This window comes from Legionella busanensis (assembly GCF_900461525.1).
Taxonomy (GTDB): Bacteria; Pseudomonadota; Gammaproteobacteria; order Legionellales; family Legionellaceae; genus Legionella_C; species Legionella_C busanensis.
On the sequence record NZ_UGOD01000001.1, the window covers coordinates 1,897,400 to 1,917,481 of the forward strand.

The window sequence follows — 20,082 nt, forward strand, 5'->3', positions numbered from 1 at the left end:
GGTTTACTCTATCTTATCGATGGCTTGTCGCATGTCTCTAATTAAGCTTGCACCTGCAGTATATATATCTTTATCTTCTTGATAAGCTTCTATAATTTGATTAATTAAAGCTGCTCCTACAATGACGCCATCTGCAAATTCAGCAACTTGTGCTGCAACAGCAGGTGTTTTAATGCCAAAGCCAACCATTAACGGCAAATTAGTTTGTTCTTTTCTCTGCTGATAAAGAGCCTTTACACTTGTTAAATCTAAAGCATTTGAGCCTGTCACGCCTTTTAAAGACACATAGTATAAATAACCGCGACCATATTGATTAATTAATTCCATGCGTTCAGTAGTTGTTGTAGGCGAACAGAGATAAATACTATATAAGTCATGGGCATCCCAAATGGCTGTCACTTCTTTTGCTTCTTCAGGCGGTAAATCAACTAAAATTGTACCATCAACACCTACTTCTTTGGCTCGCTTGGCAAAGCAATCATAGCCATAATATTCAATAGAATTAGTATAACCCATAAGTACAATGGGTGTGTCATTATCTTTATTACGAAAATCTTCTACCATTGTTAATACATCATCAGTCGTGATGTTATAACGCAGCGCTCGCTCCATAGCTGCTTGGATAACAGGACCTTCTGCCATAGGATCTGAGAATGGAATACCAAGCTCCAAAATATCTGCACTAGCTGCAACAAGAGAATGCATTAATGCTACAGTTGCTTCAGGATAAGGATCACCTGCAGTCAGATAAGGGCTTAACATCTTCTTTTTATTGGCTCGCAAGGCGGATATTGTTTTTTCAATACGACTCATTATAAACTCCAATTACCAAGCATTGATTTATATGCACAGACCATCAATACTTGCTACAGTATGGATGTCTTTATCACCCCGGCCCGATAAATTAACAATAATACTTTGCGTAGGTTGCATTGTTTTAGCTAATTTCATAGCATAAGCAACGGCATGGCTTGATTCTAAAGCAGGAATGATACCTTCTACTTTGGTTAAAGTCCGGAATGCATCAAGAGCCTCATCATCATTTATTGCTACATATTGCGCGCGACCTATATCTTTTAAATGCGCATGCTCAGGCCCAACGCCCGGATAATCAAGGCCTGCAGAGACAGAATGTGTATCTTTGACCTGCCCATACTCATCACAAAGTAAATAGGTACGATTACCATGTAATACACCTGGCTTACCCGCAATTAAAGAAGCTGAGTGCTGGCCAGTTTCAATCCCTTTTCCACCTGCTTCAACCCCATATATTTGCACAGTTTCATCATTTAAAAAGGGATAAAATAAGCCCATAGCATTCGAACCGCCACCAACACAAGCGACTAAAGCATCCGGGAGGCAAGCTTCTTTTTCTAAAAATTGTTGGCGTACTTCTTGGCCAATGATTGCTTGAAAATCTCTTACCATTTGTGGGTAAGGATGTGGTCCTGCAACAGTGCCAATAATATAATATGTATTATCGATATTACTTACCCAGTCACGCATCGCCTCATTAAGTGCGTCCTTTAATGTTTGCGACCCTGCAGTAACAGGAATGACTTCCGCACCTAACAATTTCATCCGATAAACATTGACTGCTTGCCGCTTAACATCCTCAGCGCCCATATATACAACGCATTCTAAACCTAGCTTCGCTGAAACAGTTGCAGTAGCAACCCCATGTTGGCCTGCACCCGTCTCAGCAATAATACGTGTTTTACCCATTCTTTTAGCTAATAAAGCTTGTCCTACCGTATTATTTATTTTGTGAGCACCGGTATGATTTAAATCTTCTCTTTTTAAATAAATTTTGGCACCTTGAGCTAAGCTTGTTAATCGCTTTGCAAGATATAAAGGAGATGGGCGACCAACATAATCTCGTAACTCCTCTTTTAACTCCGCTAAAAAGCTCTCATCATTTCGGTAAGTTGTATAGGCTGTTTGTAATTCATGCAGAGCATGCATTAGAGTATCGGCAACAAAAATACCGCCGTAAGGACCAAAATGCCCTTTTTCATCAGGGAGTTCTTTATTCATAATTTTCTCTTAATGCTTTAACAAATTGAACCATTTTATAATGATCTTTTATACCTGGCGACTGCTCGATACCACTGCAAACGTCAATAGCCGCAGGCGATACCTTGTTTATAGCTTCCTGAATATTAGCTGTCGTTAATCCTCCAGCTAAAATGATTGGTTTTAAACATGCCTCGGGAATATTATTCCAATCAAATATTATACCCGTACCACCATAATCATGCTGAGAAGGTGTATCTAATAAAAAAGCAGATGCCTGTGGATATAAGCTCATCATTTTGCTTACTTCATCTTTATTCTTTACTGGCAGCGCCTTAATATAAGGTAAATTAAATTGGCTGCAAAAGGATTCTGATTCGTTACCATGAAATTGTAACCACTGGACAGGTAATTCATGGATAACTTGCCAAACTTCTTCAACGCTAGGGTTAACAAAAACTGCAACAATATTAATAAATAAGGGTAAAGGCGTAATAAGCCTTTTAGCGTCGTCAACAGAAATCGCCCGTTTACTTCCCTTATAGAAAATTAAACCAATAGCATCAACACCTAATGATAGCGCATGGGCAATATCTTCTTGGCGCGTCATCCCACACATTTTAATCCTAGTCTTATAACTTTGCATTTAACGCTCCGACAGGAATAAAGGATTAGAAGCGTTGGCTATAATACCAAACTCTTTAGGATAAGTAACATTTACTAAATATAAACCATAAGGTGGTGCAGTTTCAGCGCCTAAACGTCTATCAGCCGCTTGTAATACTTCATGAACCCAAATAACCGGTTTTTTCCCTGAGCCCACCGCAATTAATACGCCAGCAATATTTCTAACCATATGATGCAAAAACGCATTGGCGATAATATCAATAATAACTAAGTCCCCTTGCCTTGTTACTTGTATATAATGAATGTTACGCATGGGTGTATTAGATTGACATTCTACTGAGCGAAATGAAGTAAAATCATTTTCTCCTAGTAAATATTGACTAGCTTCATGCATGTGCACATGATTTAATTGACGATATTGCCAGGTTACATTACCACGCAGCAAAGCAGGACGAATAGCTGAATTGTAAATAATATAGCGATACTGACGTGATAAGGCTGAATAGCGTGCATGAAAATTATCAGGCATTTCTTTGCCCCATCTTATACAAACATCTTTAGGCAAATAAGAATTAGCCCCTTGTATCCAAGAACGAATAGAGCGCTCTTTTATGCAATCAAAATGGATAATTTGGTTGGTTGCATGCACACCAGTGTCTGTCCGACCAGCACAAACAACATTTATCTTACAATCGGCAATACGACTAATCGCTGTTTCGATAACTTGTTGTACAGTATGTAGCCCTGTTTGCGCTTGCCAACCATGATATTGGCTTCCATCGTATTCAACCCCTAAGGCGATACGCATACGCATTTCCTACTAAAATTGGCCAATGTATAACACCATACTATATTTGTCTAGGGAATAAACGCTAAACATCTGAATATCTTCACAAAAAAATAATTAGTCTATTTCAGAGAAAATTAACCTATTTATTTAGCTGTTGTAATAATTTTTCTGCTTGTACTTTTTGTTCAGCATTACCAAACTTTATAACTTCTTCCAGAGATTGCTCAGCTGACTCAAAATCTTCCATAGCAATATAGGTTTCCGCTAGAGAAAGTAAGGTATTTAAGGCTGTTTGACTTTTAACTAATTGAGAATCAGATGATAAATTTTCTGTGTTGGCATTCTCAGCAGTGCTATTTTCCGACTTCATTTGATTTATACTTCCTGTTTCCTCAGTATTTAAAGTCTCATGCGAATCTGATAAATTTTCATTAACTGTATCTTTAGTTGTATCTAAAGAAGGATCAGTTGCTAATGGTACTGACGTTTCAGTCTTTGCAGAGTTTGCATCAGTTTTAGGCTTAATATTTTTTAATAAATCTTCTATTTGATCATCAATCACAAAATCCAAAGACTGCTCATCACGTATCATTTGCTTAGGCTTAGGTTTAATTAATTTATCTAGACCAGGCTCAAAATCAACAGCATAATCTTCTTCATTATTCAGCTTATATGGCATATGTGAATCAGTCGGCTGCTGGATTTCATTAAAAGATTCATCATTGGGCATTAAGGGGTCTTGCCCAATATCTGATTCTAATTCATTTGCCACATAATTAGCATCTTGATGTGGCTTGTTTTTTATACCAGAGGTAGCATTTTTAGTTAAATTCATCTCAGAGGAAGAATTTGCCTTCTTAATACTATTATTTACTTCCTCAATACTTACTTCCTTTGCTGATTCTGCTGGTGCTCTTGGTGCTTGAGAAATGGAGCTCTGTTGCTTTTCAATTACTTGATTATTTGCAATCGAAGCTTCATCATCACTTACTTTATCTGTATTATCTAATGAGCTTAAGGCTGGATTAGAGTGCTTTATTTCTACAGCTTTCTCCTGTTGGCTTAAGTCTATCGCTTCACTGTGGGGATTTTTTAACTGTTCCTTGTCATTATCAGTTTTAATAATTGCGGTTGGTTCAACTTCTGTAATAGGCGCAGAGTGTGCTTGCATTTTTTGTACTGTTAATGGCTCTACCGGTGAATTTTTGGTAGGTGATGTAGACTTATCTAATTCTGTTATACTGGCATTGGCCTGACTATAATCGCTTTCAGGCGATGTTTTTTTATAAGAATTATTAACAGTAGGCGGAACAATAACCGTCGTTTCAGCGTCCTCATTTAGCTCCTCTTCTTCAGCTTCGCGATGTCTAAGCCAAAGCCAGTAAAGCAGCCCATAGAGAATCACAATCGAACTTCCCCCCATAAGTAACCAATACAACCAAGGAAAACTATCAGATGAATTTAAGGAACTAGTTTGTGCATGCAAGCCCTGACGTTCTTGCATAATAACCTTTAACTGTTCCTGTAAAATCGCCATTGCTTTTTGTTGTTTCTTCACTTGCTGCTGTAACTGATTATTAGCAGCTTTTAATTTATCCAGCTGATCTTTTATTAAGGAGTTTTCTGTGCGTACAGTATCAAGTGCAGCCAAAGTAACACCGAGCCCCGCGCTAATCGCTATATTATTGCTTTTTTGTGCAGCTAAATTTTTAGACGATTTTGGAGTAATAGAAGGTATGGTGGTATTTGATGTAGTAAAGAATACTTCTGGTGCGGGTAAAGAAGCTGCGTCATTAGGTAAACTTGGGGTCTCTAAATTAAATTTTGGGAGGGGCACAATTTTAGATTCAAAGTAGGTCGTATCTGATTCCTTAATTTTAGAGTTCTTAGTAGAATTATTGATATAGGGAGGAAAAATAACATGCTTAATTTCTTGCTTATTGCGCCAAGCTACGTCATGAGCAGCTATTTCTTCTATTGCTAACCGCATAGGTATTTGAACTATCTGCTCACTAGAAGGAATTTTAAGGCGCTCACCAACTTGTAAACCATTTAAATTACCTTTGGTAAAAGCATCTAAATTTGCGCCAACAATAGCTAATATCACTTGAGGCAAGGTTGCCTCAGCAGTTTTATATCTTTGTGCAATCTGCCAAATACTTTCATTAGCTAATGTAGGCCCATAAGTTACTTCCAGACCTTCATTACCAATTTTACCATTCATATCTTGATAAACAGGTTTATCAACAACACCAGGTTCGCCAATATCTATTTTATTAATATTAACTTTTTTGCTGCCCGTTACAAAACTAGACTTTTTGACCTTATAACCTGGTGGATCTAACAAGATAGTATAGGCACGATAGATCTGTCCAGCAGGCCAGGCTAAATCAACTACAATTTGAAGATAAGGCTCTGGAATTCGTTCGGTAGAAGTGATAACAATAATGGGCTGACCATTGGGATCTTTTTTTATACTAAAGCGCAGAAATGACAATATTTCATTGGCAGTTAAGCCAATCCGTGCATATTCTTCCACTGAGGCTAGAGTTACTCTTATGTTATCTAAAGAAACCCCATCAATGTCTGTAATTGGAATCTCAGCATTAAAGGGCTGATTAAGATACGAATGTATCTCTATCTCACCCATTCCCATACCAAAAACTGATATAGGCAGCGATAATGATAAAATCGCAATACCAAGACAATTTAATTTCAAGCAGCGCTCCCTGCGAGGATTAATCCATTTAAATTATAGAAAAATAACATCTATATCCTTGTTATTCAACAAATTCACTACAAATCTCTTGCAAATAAGCATTTTGGAAAACTGTGAGTGAGAAGATAAGATTAGTCAAAAAAAATGGGCTAAAAAAAGCACTGCGTAGTGGAAGTACCCTTTCTTTCGCCTAAGTTTGGCTTTCAATAGCAATTTTAGAAAAAGACTAATAACTTATAAATTGCATCAAAACGATTAGTACTACATAATTCTTATACTTTAATTAAATAGATTAATATGAAAGCGACTCTTTTAAATGGTAGACAACTGGCATCAAAGTTAAGAACGGCTGTAGCACAAGAAATATCAGCAAGGAAAAAAACTGGTATTACTCCTCCAGCATTAGCAGTCATTTTAGTTGGTGATGATCCGGCATCTGAAATTTATGTAACCAATAAAAGGCGAGCTTGTGAGGAAGCTGGTATTACCTCTGTTGCTTTTAATCTTCCGGGCAGTACTAAAGAAGAAAAATTAGTCGATTTAATCCAAGAATTAAATCTTAATAATAATATCGACGGTATATTAGTCCAATTTCCCTTACCAGCAACTATAGATGGTGATCGCATTATTGAATGTATTACACCTTCTAAAGATGTGGATGGTTTTCATCCCTATAACGTAGGCCGTTTAGCGCAACGCATTCCTCTTCTAAGGCCATGCACACCGTTTGGTATTATTCAACTGCTTGATTTTTATGATATTCCTCTGCGGGGAAGAAATACTGTTGTCGTGGGCTCATCTAATATTGTTGGGCGCCCTATGGCTTTAGAGTTTTTACTTGCGGGTGCTACTGTAACGATTTGTCATCGCTTTACTAAAGATTTAGAACCTCATATTAAATTAGCCGATATTATTGTAGTCGCTACGGGTGTATGTGATTTGATTGAACCTCAGTGGTTAAGTAAATCGCAAGTTTTAGTCGATGTAGGCATACATAGATTAGACAGTGGTAAACTAAGAGGTGATGTTAACTTTGATGCTGCAAGTCAACAGGTAGGTTGGATAACGCCTGTACCTGGTGGCGTTGGTCCAATGACCATAGCAACTTTGCTGCAAAACACATTACATGCTCATAAGCAACAAAGGAAAGAATTATCGATCTAATTCATCCCAGTCAAATTCGCCATCCAATTCATCAATATTTTCACGTAAGCGTTTACGCTCTAGCTTATCCTCCAACATCTTACGAATACGCTTTTTATGCGCTAAATCCGCTTCCTCCTCTATTGGAAATTCAGAATAAGCATGGGCGTCATCATCAAATTCTCGATCATATTCTCTTGGTAAGTTCATCTTAGTTTCCACGTAGTTTAAATCAATTAATATCTGTTTAATTTTTTAACAATTGGTTCTTATATTTTCAATATAGATTATTTTGAAAAAAAATGTAAAAATAATTTTTGATTAATCTGCGTAGATTAGTAGCAGTTAAAGCCGTATACTTTATAAATTTTGCTAAATCAAAAAGTTATGCTCAGCTATCAACATGGCTATCATGCCGGAAATTTTGCAGATGTAGTTAAACATATTACTTTATGTCGTATCCTAAATTATTTAACCCAAAAAGATAAAGCTCTATTTTATCTCGAAACCCACGCAGGCTCTGGTTTTTACGATTTACAAGATAATAAAACAAAAAAAACAGGTGAAGTTAATACAGGTATCGTTCCTCTTTGGCAGGTCAGTAACACCTTACCACCGCTATTTGACCCGTATATAAGAGTAATTGAATCCTTAAATCCAGATAAACAATTACGTTACTATCCTGGGTCACCTTCCTTAGCTCTAGCAAGCTTGCGTAACCAAGATCGCGCCACCTGCCTTGAGTTACATCCGCAAGAATTTCATCAACTAAAAACTATACCACACTTTAATAAACGTGTTTTCTTCAGCAATACAAATGGAATTACAGCATTAGAGGCATTATTGCCACCGCCAGAGCGTCGTGGGCTTATTTTTATTGATCCCTCCTATGAAATTAAAACGGAATATAAAGAGCTTGCTAATGCAGTTAATAAAGCCCTACATCGTTTTGCAACAGGTGTTTATTGTATATGGTACCCAATACTAAGTCGGGGCCTACATGCGCAATTAATTGAAAAAATACAGGTTAATAAACCTAGGACTAAATTGCGTATTGAATTTTCATTAAGCTTACCTAATGAGGCAGGCATGACAGGTTGTGGCTTGTTAATTATTAATCCTCCTTATAACCTCGCTCAAGAAATGAAAATAATTTTGGAATATTTAACTAAAATTTTTAATCCTAATAAATCATTTTATTTAATTGAATAACGTGATATCTATAATTAAATAAATTTGTGACTTATGAAGGAATGTTGTGTTAGTAATACCATTATTAGCTTTTAGAGATAACTATATTTGGCTTCTTATTGACACTATTGGGAATGTAATTTGTGTTGATCCAGGTGAAGCACAGCCTGTTATAGATTATTTACAAAGAACTGGATTCTCCCTTAAAGCTATTTTACTTACGCATCACCATATGGATCATGTTGGCGGCGTTCCTGAGCTATGTTCAGCCAATCCTAAAACTATTGTCTATGGGCCACCCGATACAAGAATTCCTTTTGTTCAACACACTTTAAGTGATAATGACATAATTGAACTTGAACCTTGGTGTTTTCAGATTTTTAATATTCCTGGTCATACCTCAAGTCATATTTGTTATTTTGAAACCAATAAACGACTCCTATTCTGCGGGGATACTCTATTTTCTGCAGGGTGTGGTCGAGTTTTTGATGGAACCTATGAGCAATTACTTAATTCTTTAAATCTGATTAAAAATTTACCAGAGGAAACAAAAGTTTACTGTGGTCATGAATATACACGACAAAATCTACGTTTTGCTGCAACTGTAGAGCCCAAGAATTCAGCTATTCAAAAGCTGCAGCAGGAATTAGCACAAAATACTAGCACTTGTTCATTACCCTCTACTCTTTCTTTAGAAAAAGAAATTAATCCCTTTTTACGCATAAATGTGCTACCCGTAATAAACTATGCCAAAATGCATGGTTGCAAATCAGAAGAGCCTCTAGCAATTTTTAAACAAATAAGGGATTGCAAAGACAATTTTAGTTAAATTAATTCATAAATTCAAAAATTTAGCCAGAATAAAATGTAAAAAAATGTTCCTCACCTATTCTATATCGAGTACACTGTTAGGCCATTTGGCTAGAGACAGGCTTTAATATTGAAGGCTAAAAGAACTATTCGAATAAAACTAATTTTACTATTACAATTCTGCTTTCTTTTAAATCCAGTTCAAAGTGCTTCAGTTCCAACCGTTTGGGATGAGTTGCGTAATCATTTTTCAATGACTCATGAAGTTAATCAACCTGAAGTACAAGCACAGATACGCTGGCTAGTTTCTCATCCAGGCTATATTCAGAAACTTGCCCAGGCTGAGCCATATATCTATCATATAGTTACCGAAATAAAAAAGAGAAAGTTACCCGGAGAACTTGCTCTAATACCTATGCTTGAAAGTGCTTACGATCCATTTGCTTACTCTGGTGCAGGCGCTGCAGGTTTATGGCAGCTAATGCCAGGAACGGGTAGTGAGTTAGGTTTAAAACGTGATTGGTGGTTTGATGGCCGTCGTAGTATTGGCTTATCAACTAATGCTGCACTGAACTATTTAGCCTATTTAAATCGGTTTTTCCACGGTGATTGGGTGTTAGCGATTGCTGCTTATGACTCTGGGGAAGGAACTGTTCTGCGTGCCATAAAGCATAGCCGACAGAGATATCGCACACGCTTTTGGACCCTGCCTCTACCAAATGAAACGAGATTTTATGTTCCACGCTTTCTTGCTTTAGCTGAAATCATCAAATATCCGCAACGCTACCATGTTAGCTTACCCTATATTCCTTATACGCCCTATTTTGAAGAAGTAAATATTGGTAGCCAGATCGATTTAAATCATGCTGCAAAATTAGCAGGTATTACTTATAAAGATTTAATAAAATTAAATCCTGGCTTTAATCGCTGGGCAACAGCACCTTATCAACCTTTTAAATTATTAATTCCAGCTAATAAAGTAGCTGATTTTAATCGCAATCTTGCTAATTTTCCACAAGATAAACGTGTCAGCTGGACACGGCTTCAAGTACAAAAAAACGATAATATAAATGCCATTGCCAAACGCTACTTTACTACAGCAAAACTTATCCGTGAACTTAACCAACTCAAATCAGATAAAGTAAAAAAGGGACAGTATATACTCATACCTAGTACCCGCAATGCCCCTATTGCAGAACCTAAACCTGCTATGAATGTTATTGCTGATAGACCTCCAAGCACACAAAATTATAAAGTAATTCATATCGTTCAGCCTGGTGAGACATGGCAAACCTTAGAAAGAAAATATGGCATCAACGCTCAAGATATAAAAACTTGGAATAAGCTTGCGGCAAAGCAGAACTTAATTAAAGGAGAGCAATTAATTATTTGGCGTAAAACAACCACACCTGGCATTTATACAATTCTTGCCGGTGATAGTTTAAGTAAAATTGCTAAACAACATCATACTCAAATAGCAGTATTAGAAAAGTTAAATCCAAATATTAATAAGAAAGGATTAAAACCTGGACAAAAAATATTTATAGGCTAAAGCTGATAGTTGATTGTAATTAGCATTGAGCTCTCTTATATAAGAAGAGCTCTATTGACCTGTAATTTTGCCATAAAAGCGATACAATCTCTTGCAGCGTAATCTCATAAATTTTATGCAGAAGTTTAAAAAATAAACTAATATATTAGTAATTGTTTAATTATTAATGCAAAAATCTAAATTTACACTTGCAAGTTATATATAAATCATGTGTTATAATTGGTTAATTAACTAATTAAGTTGAATATTATGAAATTACTGTTTGACTTTTTTCCGGTATTTCTTTTCTTTATAGGCTACAAGCTTTTTGGCATTTATGTGGCTACAGCTATCGCTATGGTTGCTTCACTATTGCAAGTTATCCTTTTTAGATTGAGGCACCAGCGCTATGAGAAAATGCATTTATTTAGCTTAGCAATTATTTTAGTATTAGGTGGAGCCACCTTATTTTTCCATAATCCCTGGTTTATTAAATGGAAACCGACAGGTATTTATTGGTTAACTGCACTAGTGTTTCTTTTATCGCCTGTTTTTGCTACCAAACCTTTAATTCAAAAAATTATGGATAGCAATATTAGTTTGCCTACCAAAATCTGGTATAGGCTAAACTATGCATGGTCATTCTTTTTTATAATCATGGGCACAGCTAACATATATGTTGCATATCATTACGATACTAATGTATGGGTTAATTTTAAATTATTTGGTGGTGCTGGTTTAACACTAATATTCGTTTTCTTACAAGCTTTATATTTAACCCGACATGTACTAGATAAAGAAAAAGAGTCACAAAGTTCTGACTCTTCACATAGCTTATTAAAACCTGAGGAGCAACGATGAGATTGCTACTAGTTGAAGATGATGAATTACTGGGCGATGCTGTTAAAACAGGCTTAACTCAGTTTGGCTATGTTGTTGATTGGCTAAAAGATGGCGAAGCGGCTCGAGCAGCTGTGAAAGCTGAATCATTTGAATTAATTATTCTTGATTTAGGGTTACCCAAATTATCTGGTTTAGGCTTTTTACAATCGATTCGAAGCGACGGCCATACAACCCCTGTCATCATTCTGACTGCTAGAGAATCTATTGAAGATCGGGTTAAAGGTTTAGATAGCGGCGCAGATGATTATATTATTAAGCCTTTTGATTTAAATGAATTAAGTGCACGTGTTAGGGCCCTAGCTAGGCGATCGCAGGGTCGGGCTGATTCTATTTTACAATATCGCAATATTACGCTTGATCCAGCCGCTCATTCTGTTTATGTTGATGATGTTATGGTTAATGTACCAAGACGTGAGTTTGCTCTTTTACAAAAACTACTTGAAAATAGCGGCCAGGTCTTATCTCGTGAGCAATTGATGCAAAGTATCTATGGATGGGATGAAGATGTTGATAGTAATGCTCTGGAAGTTCATATCCATAACTTACGTAAGAAACTTAATGCAAATTTTATTCGTACCATTCGAGGTGTTGGATATATGGTAGAAAAGAATGAGAGCCACCACACCTGATGAAATCATCTATCCGTAAATTTTTATTAATTAACTTATTATTAGCTATCACAATTACTACAACTTTAACTGCAATCGGTAACTATTATTTAGATCAAAAAGATATTCAAGAACACCTAGATACTTTGATGGCTATTTCAGCACTGTCTTATCAAGCGTTACTAGGTGATGATGTACATCAACGCCCACTTACTAAAATCCAAGACAACTTGGAAGTTATTCCGCAAAAAATTGAAAATTTTTATCAACGTCGTTTCTTAAATGACCTACCACCTAAAAATTACTTAGACAAGTTTAACTTTCAAGTATGGACTAACGGTGGCAAATTACTGCTACATTCCTCAGCAGCACCAAGAATCCCATTAACAGCTGAAACTGATGGGTTTAGTGATAAAATAATAGCAAATCAAAAATGGCGTGTCTTTACCACTTATAATGCGCAAGCAGGCATTCGTACTGTCATTGCAGAGCGCTATGATACCCGTAATGAATTAGGTCATCGTATTGCTCAAGATGATCTTTATATCATGCTACTTACTTTTCCTCTTTCTGGCTTATTAATTTGGATTATTATTGGCCGCGGCTTAGATAGCTTAGATAGAGTTGCTCAAGAAGTAGCCAATAGAGCACCTACTCACTTAGAACCCGTAGATTTACAAGAAGTACCTGAAGAAATTAAACCCGTAATAGATGAATTAAATAAGTTATTTTTTCGATTACAAGAAGGTTTTGAAAGGGAAAAACGCTTTGCAGCTGATGCAGCACATGAGCTACGTACCCCATTAGCGGCTCTTAAAACACAAGCACAAGTTGCCTTGAATACCAACGATATTGAAGAAAAGAACCAAGCATTACAAAAACTAATTGCAAGTGTTAATCGCAGCACTCATATTGTGCAACAGTTATTAACTATGAGCAAATTAGTTCCTGAAGCAGCAAGTATCAATGATATTGATGAAGTGAATTTAGTTAAAATAACCCGCGAAATTTTAGCTATGTTAGCGCCGAGCGCTGTAGAGAAACAGATTGAACTTGAATTTGAGCATGACAAACTTCTTCCAAAATTCGAGGGAAATCCAACAGCACTCAGTATTTTAATTCGTAACCTTGTCGATAATGCCATTCGCTACTGTAAAGAAGCTGGCAAAGTTTTAGTTAAAGTTTATCAGCAAGATGAAGAATTGGTTTTACAAGTTCAAGATAATGGTCCTGGTATTCCTAGCGAATTACAAAGTCGAGTATTTGAACGTTTCTTTAGAGTGCTTGGTAATAAAACAACAGGTAGTGGTTTAGGCTTAGCAATCGTTAGGCAAATTTGTGATTTACACGGTGCTCGTGTTGAATTAGATTCGCCCAAAGAAGGTACAGGCCTTATTGTGCGCGTCTATTTTCCAATTAATTTACCTAATAAAAATGACGATCTAGATCAGTAGAGATATAGTTAAAATAATCTCAAAAATAACTTAGATTTGTTCAGCCCAGAAGAAGTTATGTTATACGCTATGAGTAGCTAATTGCCTTAATGCCTCTCTAATTAATTGTTCACAAGTTTTTTTGCCATCATCTAATTTCTTAACTACTCTTGTTGCTTCCTGGAATTTATAACCCAGGGCTTCTAAAGCACAAATTGCTTCATGTTGCTCTTGATGATTGCCTAACATACCTTGATCTGGCATTGCTAGTACTTCATTTTGTGCTAATTGATTGACGATATCTTTCATTTCAATAATAAGACGCTCAGCAGTTTTCTTACCTATACCAGGTAATTTAGTTAAAAAATTAGTATTATTTTGACTAATTGATTGAATAAGCTCTAAAGGAGTAACACTGGATAAAATTCCTATAGCTACGCGCGGGCCTACCCCATTTATCTTGATTAATGCTCTAAATACTGATCGTTCTAACTTATCTAAAAAACCATATAATAAAAAAGCATCTTCACGAACAACAGTGTGGATATGCAAACTTACAATATCATCACCACCATCCAGTTTAAAAAAGGTTTGCAAGGATGTTTCAACGTCATATCCTACACCTTGAACATTAATTACCAGCTTTCCTGGTTGTTGTTTATCAATAATCTTACCTTGCAACCAACCAATCATCTTCGTTTCCTTAAGCCTAATTGCTTATTAATATTATTTCGCATATGGCTGTGACAAATTGCAATAGCTAATGCATCAGCCGCATCTCTCTGAGGTGGGCGATTTAACAAAAGTAATCGCACAACCATATGATTAACTTGATCTTTTTCAGCTGCACCGTAGCCGACTATAGATTGCTTTACTTCTCGAGCTGAGTACTCACTGACCTTAATTCGATGAGATGCAGCAGCAACTAAAGCTGCTCCACGCGCATGACCTAATTTTAAAGCAGCATTCGGATTTTGATGCATAAAAACTTCCTCAATAGCGACTTCATCAGGGCTGTAATCATCCATGATTTGACAAATACCATCAAATATTTGTAAAAGCCGGCTGCTTAAATCTCCTTCAGATGTGCGAATACACCCACTATCAAGATAGTGTATATTACGTCTCTCTTCTTTAATAACACCATAGCCTGTTACGCGAGAGCCAGGATCAATACCTAATATGACACTCATTAATGGGCCGATTCAAATAGTGATTCAGGAAGCTCTGCATTACTATGTACTTCTTGCACATCATCTAAATCTTCCAGCATATCAATTAGCTTAACTAATGATTCTGCTGTTTCTTGGTCAAGTTTAACAGTCGTTTGAGCGCACATAGTTATATGAGATTGCTCGATTTCAAAACCTGCATTTTGTAATGCCTGCAAAACATTATGATAATTCTCAGCAGCTGTAATAATCTCAATTTGACCTTCCTCAGAATTGACATCTTCAGCACCTGCCTCAATAGCAACTTCCATTACTTTATCTTCTGGCTGACCAGTAGCAAGTAAAATTTCGCCTTGTTTAGTAAACAGATAGGAAACAGAGCCATCTGTACCTAAATTACCACCATGTTTAGTAAATGCATGACGTACTTCTGAGACAGTACGATTTTTATTATCAGATAAACAATCTACTAAAATAGCCACACCACCTGGGCCATAACCTTCGTAACGCATTTGCATCATATTATCGCCTTCAAGACCGCCTGCGCCACGCTTAATCGCATTATCAATTGTATCACGCTTCATATTAGCTTTAAGCGCTTTAACGATAGCATCCCTTAATCTTGGATTACTTGACTCATCCGCACCACCCATACGCGCTGAAACAGTAATTTCGCGAATTAATTTGGTAAAAACTTTTCCACGCTTGGCATCTTGAACACCTTTTCTAAATTTGATATTTGCCCATTTACTATGACCTGCCATAACCTACCTCTATCTACTCAGTGATAAATATTAAATTATATCCTGTCACGACTTTAAAAAGAATGACTATCAGAGACTAACTATGGTGTTAAGAACTAAAGAATAATTTAGTTTGTTTATAACTTTGAAAGACTTGTATAAAGTGACTTAGAATGCAACTATTAGCAAATTACGAAAATACAATAAATTGTAATTATTATAAGGAGAAAGGCGTGTTAGCAGGATTTGGTAACTATCATCAAACAGAAGCAATTGCTGGAGCCTTACCTCAAAATCAAAACTCCCCGCAGCAATGTGCTTACGGTCTTTACGCAGAACAACTCAGTGGTAGTGCTTTTACAAGACCTCGCCATCTTAATCTACATAGCTGGCTTTACCGCACTGCTCCTTCTGTAACCCAAGGTGATTATAGTTACCATCATGAGGCAGCATTAAAATTTATTGCCTTACAGCCGCCTAACCCTTATCGCTGGTCACCACTACCTATGCCTGCAACCGAAGTAGATTTCGTAGATGGTTTATTCTTTATTGCCGGTAATCAACTTGTAAACACTTATATTTATCAATGTAACCAATCCATGTCAGATCGCTACTTTAGCAATTATGATGGTGAAATATTATTTGTACCTTATCAAGGTAATATGGTTTTATTTACAGAATTTGGCCGTTTAGAAATTGGTCCTGGTCAAATTGCAGTAATTCCACGTGGTGTTAAATTCAAAGTAGAATTAAAAGATGATCTAGCCTGTGGCTATTTAGCTGAAAATCTAACACACCCCTTAACACTTCCGTCTTTAGGTGTCATAGGTTCTAACGGCTTGGCTAACCCACGTCATTTTCTCTATCCTGTTGCTGCCTTTGAAGACCTTAATCAACCTGTTGTATTAATTTGTAAAGCAGACCATCACTTTTGGCTTTGTCGCGGTAATTATTCACCGCTCAATGTCGTAGCCTGGCATGGTAATTATGCGCCTTACAGTTATGATTTATCCTTGTTTAATACGATTAATACAGTAAGTTTTGATCACCCAGATCCTTCTATATTTACTGTTTTGACCTCTGAAAGTAGTAGTAGCGGCATTGCTAATTTAGATTTTGTTATTTTCCCGCCTCGCTGGATGGTAGCTGAACATACCTTTAGACCACCTTACTTTCACCGCAATATCATGAGTGAATTAATGGGCTTAATTAAAGGCGAATATGATGCTAAAAAAGAAGGTTTTCTACCTGGCGGCATTAGCATACATAACTGCATGACTGCGCATGGACCAGATAGTCAGACCTATAAAACTATGGTTAATGAAGAACAAAAGCCTACTCGTTATGACAATACCTTAGCCTTTATGTTTGAAACTTCTCAGCCGTGGCTAATAAGTGAGAAAGCATACATGCATCCTGCTAGGCAAGAAGATTATTCAAGTTGTTGGCGAGGATTAGATATTGTTAGGCTATAAACAAAATACCTTAAAATTTAACCTGGTAACAGGATATCTTCATAAGGGCGATATTTAACTTCAATAGCATCCATAAATAAATTGAAATAAGGGTTATCAAAATTGCATGTCACTAAACGTAATTTACTTCTAAATCCTAGGTCATCAAAGCTATTTGGTAAGGCTTGAACTAATATTTTTACATCTAATTTTCCGTTTTCCTTTTCAAATAATCCTAATAAATTTTCTAACTCCTGCACCCATTCTTGTAAAATTTTACCTGACTCCGGATTAAGGAAATTGATTTGTAAAAATTTCCTAGCAAGGGCTTCAAGACTTACGCTTAAAAAGTTATGATTGGCTGGGGTTATAAAAAAAGCATCAGAGTGCCTAGGTTTCTTAGTAGTTACGTTTCTTAAATCGGAATTCTGTTCGGAAATTTCAATTCCCTGAGCCAAATCAGAAGAATAATTTTGTGAGTTATGAGGTGAAAAAAAACTATACCAACTTTCGTAATTTTCATTGCTGCCCTTTTTTATTAACATAAAATGTTTATAGCTTTTCAAAAAAATAGCAAGGAAGCGATTATCAGGCTCACCTTTTATAAGATTAGATAATAACTTATAATTATAATCAGTAGGAGTGTGAGTTGTTCTTTGCAATATCACAGTAATATCTTCTGCGCTTTCCCACTCCGAACCGAAACTAGTATTTAAAACCCCGCTAATATCTTGGCTCCAAAAGGATAATAATTGTTCCTCATTTGCTTGAATATCAGACAAGCGTTGTAAAAGAAAGATTAACTTACCTTGTAAGGAAGTAAGTTGCTCAATATATAAGCCTGTAAGTTGATGTTCAGGTAATTTAGTTGAATGAACCTGCTCAGATGGCTCCAAATCTATAGGAATGTTTGATACAGAAAAATCAATTTCGGAATTATTTTCTTGAGATCTATCTTGCGCTTTATAAAGACTACAAAATTCAATTAGGTAGGAGTTAGTGGTTCTCATTTCTGCTACTCTAAGCAACAATTGATACAAATAGTCATTATAAGGAATTAAACAGGCATCAATAATCCGCCTTACAGGTTTCTCCTCCGAGTGAGATTTTAAAAAGGGAGTTATCTCTTTTACCCATGCATTAACTTTATCGCTGTCTGTAAAATCTAGCATTGCTAGATTATCAAAAAATTGTTCTAACCGTTGTTTGGTAACTTGCTTTCGCAATTTTAATACATCATTTATAAAACCTTGAACTTTTCCATAATCTTCCGCTTTTAAATGTTTATTACTAAAGAGAGAAAGTATTATCCCTTTCTTATTCAATTTATCGATAATGGTAGTAACATCTGTTGAAAAAATTCCTGCAATAGTATTTTTATTAAATTCTAAGAGTTCTTCAGCTTTTTCCTTACTTATAAGGTCGAAATCTTTTATTTTTAATAAATAGTCAGATAAATCATTATTACCCAAAAATTGTTGCAGTTTATCTTTGGAGTCATCGTCTAACTCAGCTAGACCTGCTATATCAGTTCCGAGCAAACCTAAAAAGCCATATAGTCGCTTTACACTAATTTTTAGTTTTCTTGACAAAACGAGGACATCACCTGGCTCTTTAACAACGCTAAGGAGATCATTAAAAGTCACTTTAGTCGTCATGCTAATTAACCTACAAGCTAAATCAAATTTAATATAGTTAGTATAGCAATGAAAATGTAGCTATTTTTATACATTTTAATTAAATTTTAATATTTTTTTGTCAATTAAATAATCTATTTTTAGCAAAATTTATTTTGCTAAATTAAACAACAATACAATTTTTGTAATGTGCTAAATTGAAACACAAGTTACCTATTCTGGTAACTTGTTTTAACTCTTATGAATCTATTTGTAAAAACACTTTTTAGTAGAAACTAAAATAAATCTTCCTGCGTTAAACCAACCCGCTCTAATAAACCTCGCAATGTTTTTAAAGCCTCAACTTGAATTTGTCGAACCCGCTCTCTTGTTAAATCGATTTCTTTACCAACATCTTCCAAAGTTGCTTTCTCAAAACCACGCAAACCAAAGCGCCTTGCTATAACTTGCTGTTGGTTCTCAGTCAATTTATCTAGTAAAGATTCAATATGGATACGTAAATCCTCATCGGTCAACAATTCTGCTGGATTCATACTATTTTCATCAGGAATAGTATCTAGAAGAGATTTATTTTCATCATAACCAATAGGTGTATCAATTGAGGTGACTTTATCATTGAGGCCTAAAAGCTTTTGTACGTCCTCTAAAGGTCTATCAACTAGATCTGCAATCTCTTCAGGTGAAGGTTCGTGATCTAGTTTTTGGGTTAAATGTCTTGCAGCACGCAAATAAACATTAAGCTCTTTAACCACATGAATTGGCAAACGTATCGTGCGTGTTTGATTCATAATAGCACGCTCAATTGTTTGTCTAATCCACCAAGTGGCATAAGTAGAAAAACGAAAGCCACGATTAGGGTCGAATTTTTCGACTGATTTCATGAGACCGAGGTTACCCTCTTCTATTAAATCTAAGAGTGGAAGACCGCGGTTTAGATAACGTCTAGCAATTTTAACTACTAAACGTAAATTTGACTCAATCATCTTTTTTCGAGCGTCAACATCCCCTTTTAAAGCTAATTTAGCATAATGAACTTCTTCCTCAGCTGAAAGGAGCGGCGAAAAACCAATTTCACTTAAATACAACTGTGTCGCATCCATTATTTTACTTGCTTGGCGGCCGCGCTGAAAAGTTGGAAATGCTTCTTCATCGGAAAAATCAGGCTCAAACTCAACAGGCTCAATTTCGATGTCAAGACTTATATCATCAGAGGCAAGTAGGTCTTCGGCTGGCTCATTCCATTCTTCATCTGGTAATTCAGATTCTTTAATTGAATCATTATCTGCCTGCATGATTTCACCTTTG

The 20,082-nt window shown here is 36.1% G+C and carries 19 protein-coding genes; 8 read left to right on the plus strand and 11 right to left on the minus strand.

Features of this window, described 5'->3' with window-relative positions:
* Window positions 1-3: 3 nt before the first annotated feature.
* From trpA to DYH30_RS08465, 5 genes are all read right to left on the minus strand, one after another.
* Window positions 4-813 (minus strand): tryptophan synthase subunit alpha, encoded by an 810-nt coding sequence (gene trpA / locus DYH30_RS08445; RefSeq protein WP_115331240.1) that lies wholly within the window; start codon window positions 811-813, stop codon window positions 4-6.
* Between the two features lie 27 nt (window positions 814-840).
* The gene (trpB, locus tag DYH30_RS08450; RefSeq protein WP_115331241.1) at window positions 841-2,040 is read right to left on the minus strand and encodes a tryptophan synthase subunit beta; all 1,200 of its coding nucleotides are present in this window, start codon (window positions 2,038-2,040) and stop codon (window positions 841-843) included.
* Entirely contained in the window at window positions 2,030-2,662 is a 633-nt protein-coding gene (locus DYH30_RS08455) for a phosphoribosylanthranilate isomerase (protein WP_115331242.1), read from the minus strand. Before DYH30_RS08455 ends, trpB begins: the two co-directional genes overlap by 11 nt.
* Window positions 2,663-3,451 (minus strand): tRNA pseudouridine(38-40) synthase TruA, encoded by a 789-nt coding sequence (gene truA, locus DYH30_RS08460; RefSeq protein WP_115331243.1) that lies wholly within the window; start codon window positions 3,449-3,451, stop codon window positions 2,663-2,665. It abuts the gene before it with no gap.
* Window positions 3,452-3,572: 121 nt separating this feature from the next.
* The gene (locus DYH30_RS08465; RefSeq protein ID WP_115331244.1) at window positions 3,573-6,152 is read right to left on the minus strand and encodes a motility hub landmark protein FimV; all 2,580 of its coding nucleotides are present in this window, start codon (window positions 6,150-6,152) and stop codon (window positions 3,573-3,575) included.
* Between the two features lie 297 nt (window positions 6,153-6,449).
* Between DYH30_RS08465 and folD the strand changes: the two genes are divergently transcribed.
* Window positions 6,450-7,316 carry a bifunctional methylenetetrahydrofolate dehydrogenase/methenyltetrahydrofolate cyclohydrolase FolD gene (folD, locus tag DYH30_RS08470; RefSeq protein ID WP_115331245.1) on the plus strand — a complete coding sequence of 289 codons (867 nt, stop codon included), beginning with the start codon at window positions 6,450-6,452 and terminating at the stop codon, window positions 7,314-7,316.
* Here folD and DYH30_RS08475 read toward each other — a convergent pair.
* Window positions 7,305-7,505, minus strand: coding sequence for a hypothetical protein (locus DYH30_RS08475; protein ID WP_115331246.1), 201 nt, complete (start codon window positions 7,503-7,505; stop codon window positions 7,305-7,307). The two genes, folD and DYH30_RS08475, sit on opposite strands and share 12 nt — an antisense overlap.
* Window positions 7,506-7,682: 177 nt before the next feature.
* Here DYH30_RS08475 and DYH30_RS08480 point away from each other — a divergent pair, with 177 nt between their 5' ends.
* From DYH30_RS08480 to DYH30_RS08505, 6 genes are all read left to right on the plus strand, one after another.
* Window positions 7,683-8,507, plus strand: a complete 825-nt coding sequence (locus DYH30_RS08480) for a 23S rRNA (adenine(2030)-N(6))-methyltransferase RlmJ (protein WP_115331247.1) — start codon at window positions 7,683-7,685, stop codon at window positions 8,505-8,507.
* Window positions 8,508-8,553: 46 nt separating this feature from the next.
* Window positions 8,554-9,315 carry a hydroxyacylglutathione hydrolase gene (gene gloB / locus DYH30_RS08485; protein WP_115331248.1) on the plus strand — a complete coding sequence of 254 codons (762 nt, stop codon included), beginning with the start codon at window positions 8,554-8,556 and terminating at the stop codon, window positions 9,313-9,315.
* Window positions 9,316-9,423: 108 nt separating this feature from the next.
* Entirely contained in the window at window positions 9,424-10,848 is a 1,425-nt protein-coding gene (locus DYH30_RS08490; RefSeq protein ID WP_423202816.1) for a lytic transglycosylase, read from the plus strand.
* A gap of 249 nt (window positions 10,849-11,097) precedes the next feature.
* Window positions 11,098-11,688 carry a septation protein A gene (locus tag DYH30_RS08495; protein WP_115331249.1) on the plus strand — a complete coding sequence of 197 codons (591 nt, stop codon included), beginning with the start codon at window positions 11,098-11,100 and terminating at the stop codon, window positions 11,686-11,688.
* Window positions 11,685-12,359, plus strand: coding sequence for a response regulator (locus DYH30_RS08500; RefSeq protein WP_115331250.1), 675 nt, complete (start codon window positions 11,685-11,687; stop codon window positions 12,357-12,359). Before DYH30_RS08495 ends, DYH30_RS08500 begins: the two co-directional genes overlap by 4 nt.
* The gene (locus DYH30_RS08505) at window positions 12,359-13,792 is read left to right on the plus strand and encodes an ATP-binding protein (protein ID WP_115331251.1); all 1,434 of its coding nucleotides are present in this window, start codon (window positions 12,359-12,361) and stop codon (window positions 13,790-13,792) included. The genes DYH30_RS08500 and DYH30_RS08505 overlap by 1 nt, the downstream gene beginning before the upstream one ends.
* A 60-nt stretch (window positions 13,793-13,852) precedes the next feature.
* On the opposite strand, the gene ruvA is transcribed toward DYH30_RS08505, so the two are convergent.
* The 3 genes from ruvA to DYH30_RS08520 are packed head-to-tail and all read right to left on the minus strand — an operon-like array spanning window position 13,853 to window position 15,707.
* Window positions 13,853-14,464 (minus strand): Holliday junction branch migration protein RuvA, encoded by a 612-nt coding sequence (gene ruvA, locus DYH30_RS08510; RefSeq protein ID WP_115331252.1) that lies wholly within the window; start codon window positions 14,462-14,464, stop codon window positions 13,853-13,855.
* On the minus strand, window positions 14,461-14,964 hold the full coding sequence (gene ruvC, locus DYH30_RS08515; protein ID WP_115331253.1) for a crossover junction endodeoxyribonuclease RuvC: 504 nt from the start codon (window positions 14,962-14,964) through the stop codon (window positions 14,461-14,463). Before ruvC ends, ruvA begins: the two co-directional genes overlap by 4 nt.
* Window positions 14,964-15,707, minus strand: coding sequence for a YebC/PmpR family DNA-binding transcriptional regulator (locus DYH30_RS08520; RefSeq protein WP_115331254.1), 744 nt, complete (start codon window positions 15,705-15,707; stop codon window positions 14,964-14,966). The genes ruvC and DYH30_RS08520 overlap by 1 nt, the downstream gene beginning before the upstream one ends.
* A 212-nt stretch (window positions 15,708-15,919) precedes the next feature.
* Between DYH30_RS08520 and hmgA the strand changes: the two genes are divergently transcribed.
* Window positions 15,920-17,161, plus strand: a complete 1,242-nt coding sequence (hmgA, locus tag DYH30_RS08525) for a homogentisate 1,2-dioxygenase (RefSeq protein WP_242604676.1) — start codon at window positions 15,920-15,922, stop codon at window positions 17,159-17,161.
* Window positions 17,162-17,178: 17 nt separating this feature from the next.
* Here hmgA and DYH30_RS08530 read toward each other — a convergent pair whose 3' ends face one another.
* Together DYH30_RS08530 and rpoS are read right to left on the minus strand one after the other, a co-directional pair.
* Window positions 17,179-18,798, minus strand: coding sequence for a hypothetical protein (locus DYH30_RS08530; protein ID WP_115331256.1), 1,620 nt, complete (start codon window positions 18,796-18,798; stop codon window positions 17,179-17,181).
* Window positions 18,799-19,052: 254 nt separating this feature from the next.
* Window positions 19,053-20,069, minus strand: a complete 1,017-nt coding sequence (gene rpoS, locus DYH30_RS08535) for an RNA polymerase sigma factor RpoS (RefSeq protein WP_115331257.1) — start codon at window positions 20,067-20,069, stop codon at window positions 19,053-19,055.
* Window positions 20,070-20,082: the final 13 nt, after the last annotated feature.

Coding starts and splice junctions, on each gene's coding strand:
- ruvA (WP_115331252.1), bottom strand. CDS start 14,464: ATGATTGGTTGGTTGCAAGGTAAGATTATTGATAAACAACAACCAGGA.
- DYH30_RS08505 (WP_115331251.1), top strand. CDS start 12,359: ATGAAATCATCTATCCGTAAATTTTTATTAATTAACTTATTATTAGCT.
- DYH30_RS08455 (WP_115331242.1), bottom strand. CDS start 2,662: ATGCAAAGTTATAAGACTAGGATTAAAATGTGTGGGATGACGCGCCAA.
- trpA (WP_115331240.1), bottom strand. CDS start 813: ATGAGTCGTATTGAAAAAACAATATCCGCCTTGCGAGCCAATAAAAAG.
- ruvC (WP_115331253.1), bottom strand. CDS start 14,964: ATGAGTGTCATATTAGGTATTGATCCTGGCTCTCGCGTAACAGGCTAT.
- DYH30_RS08495 (WP_115331249.1), top strand. CDS start 11,098: ATGAAATTACTGTTTGACTTTTTTCCGGTATTTCTTTTCTTTATAGGC.
- rpoS (WP_115331257.1), bottom strand. CDS start 20,069: ATGCAGGCAGATAATGATTCAATTAAAGAATCTGAATTACCAGATGAA.
- DYH30_RS08520 (WP_115331254.1), bottom strand. CDS start 15,707: ATGGCAGGTCATAGTAAATGGGCAAATATCAAATTTAGAAAAGGTGTT.
- folD (WP_115331245.1), top strand. CDS start 6,450: ATGAAAGCGACTCTTTTAAATGGTAGACAACTGGCATCAAAGTTAAGA.
- DYH30_RS08530 (WP_115331256.1), bottom strand. CDS start 18,798: ATGACGACTAAAGTGACTTTTAATGATCTCCTTAGCGTTGTTAAAGAG.
- DYH30_RS08480 (WP_115331247.1), top strand. CDS start 7,683: ATGCTCAGCTATCAACATGGCTATCATGCCGGAAATTTTGCAGATGTA.
- DYH30_RS08475 (WP_115331246.1), bottom strand. CDS start 7,505: ATGAACTTACCAAGAGAATATGATCGAGAATTTGATGATGACGCCCAT.
- truA (WP_115331243.1), bottom strand. CDS start 3,451: ATGCGTATCGCCTTAGGGGTTGAATACGATGGAAGCCAATATCATGGT.
- DYH30_RS08500 (WP_115331250.1), top strand. CDS start 11,685: ATGAGATTGCTACTAGTTGAAGATGATGAATTACTGGGCGATGCTGTT.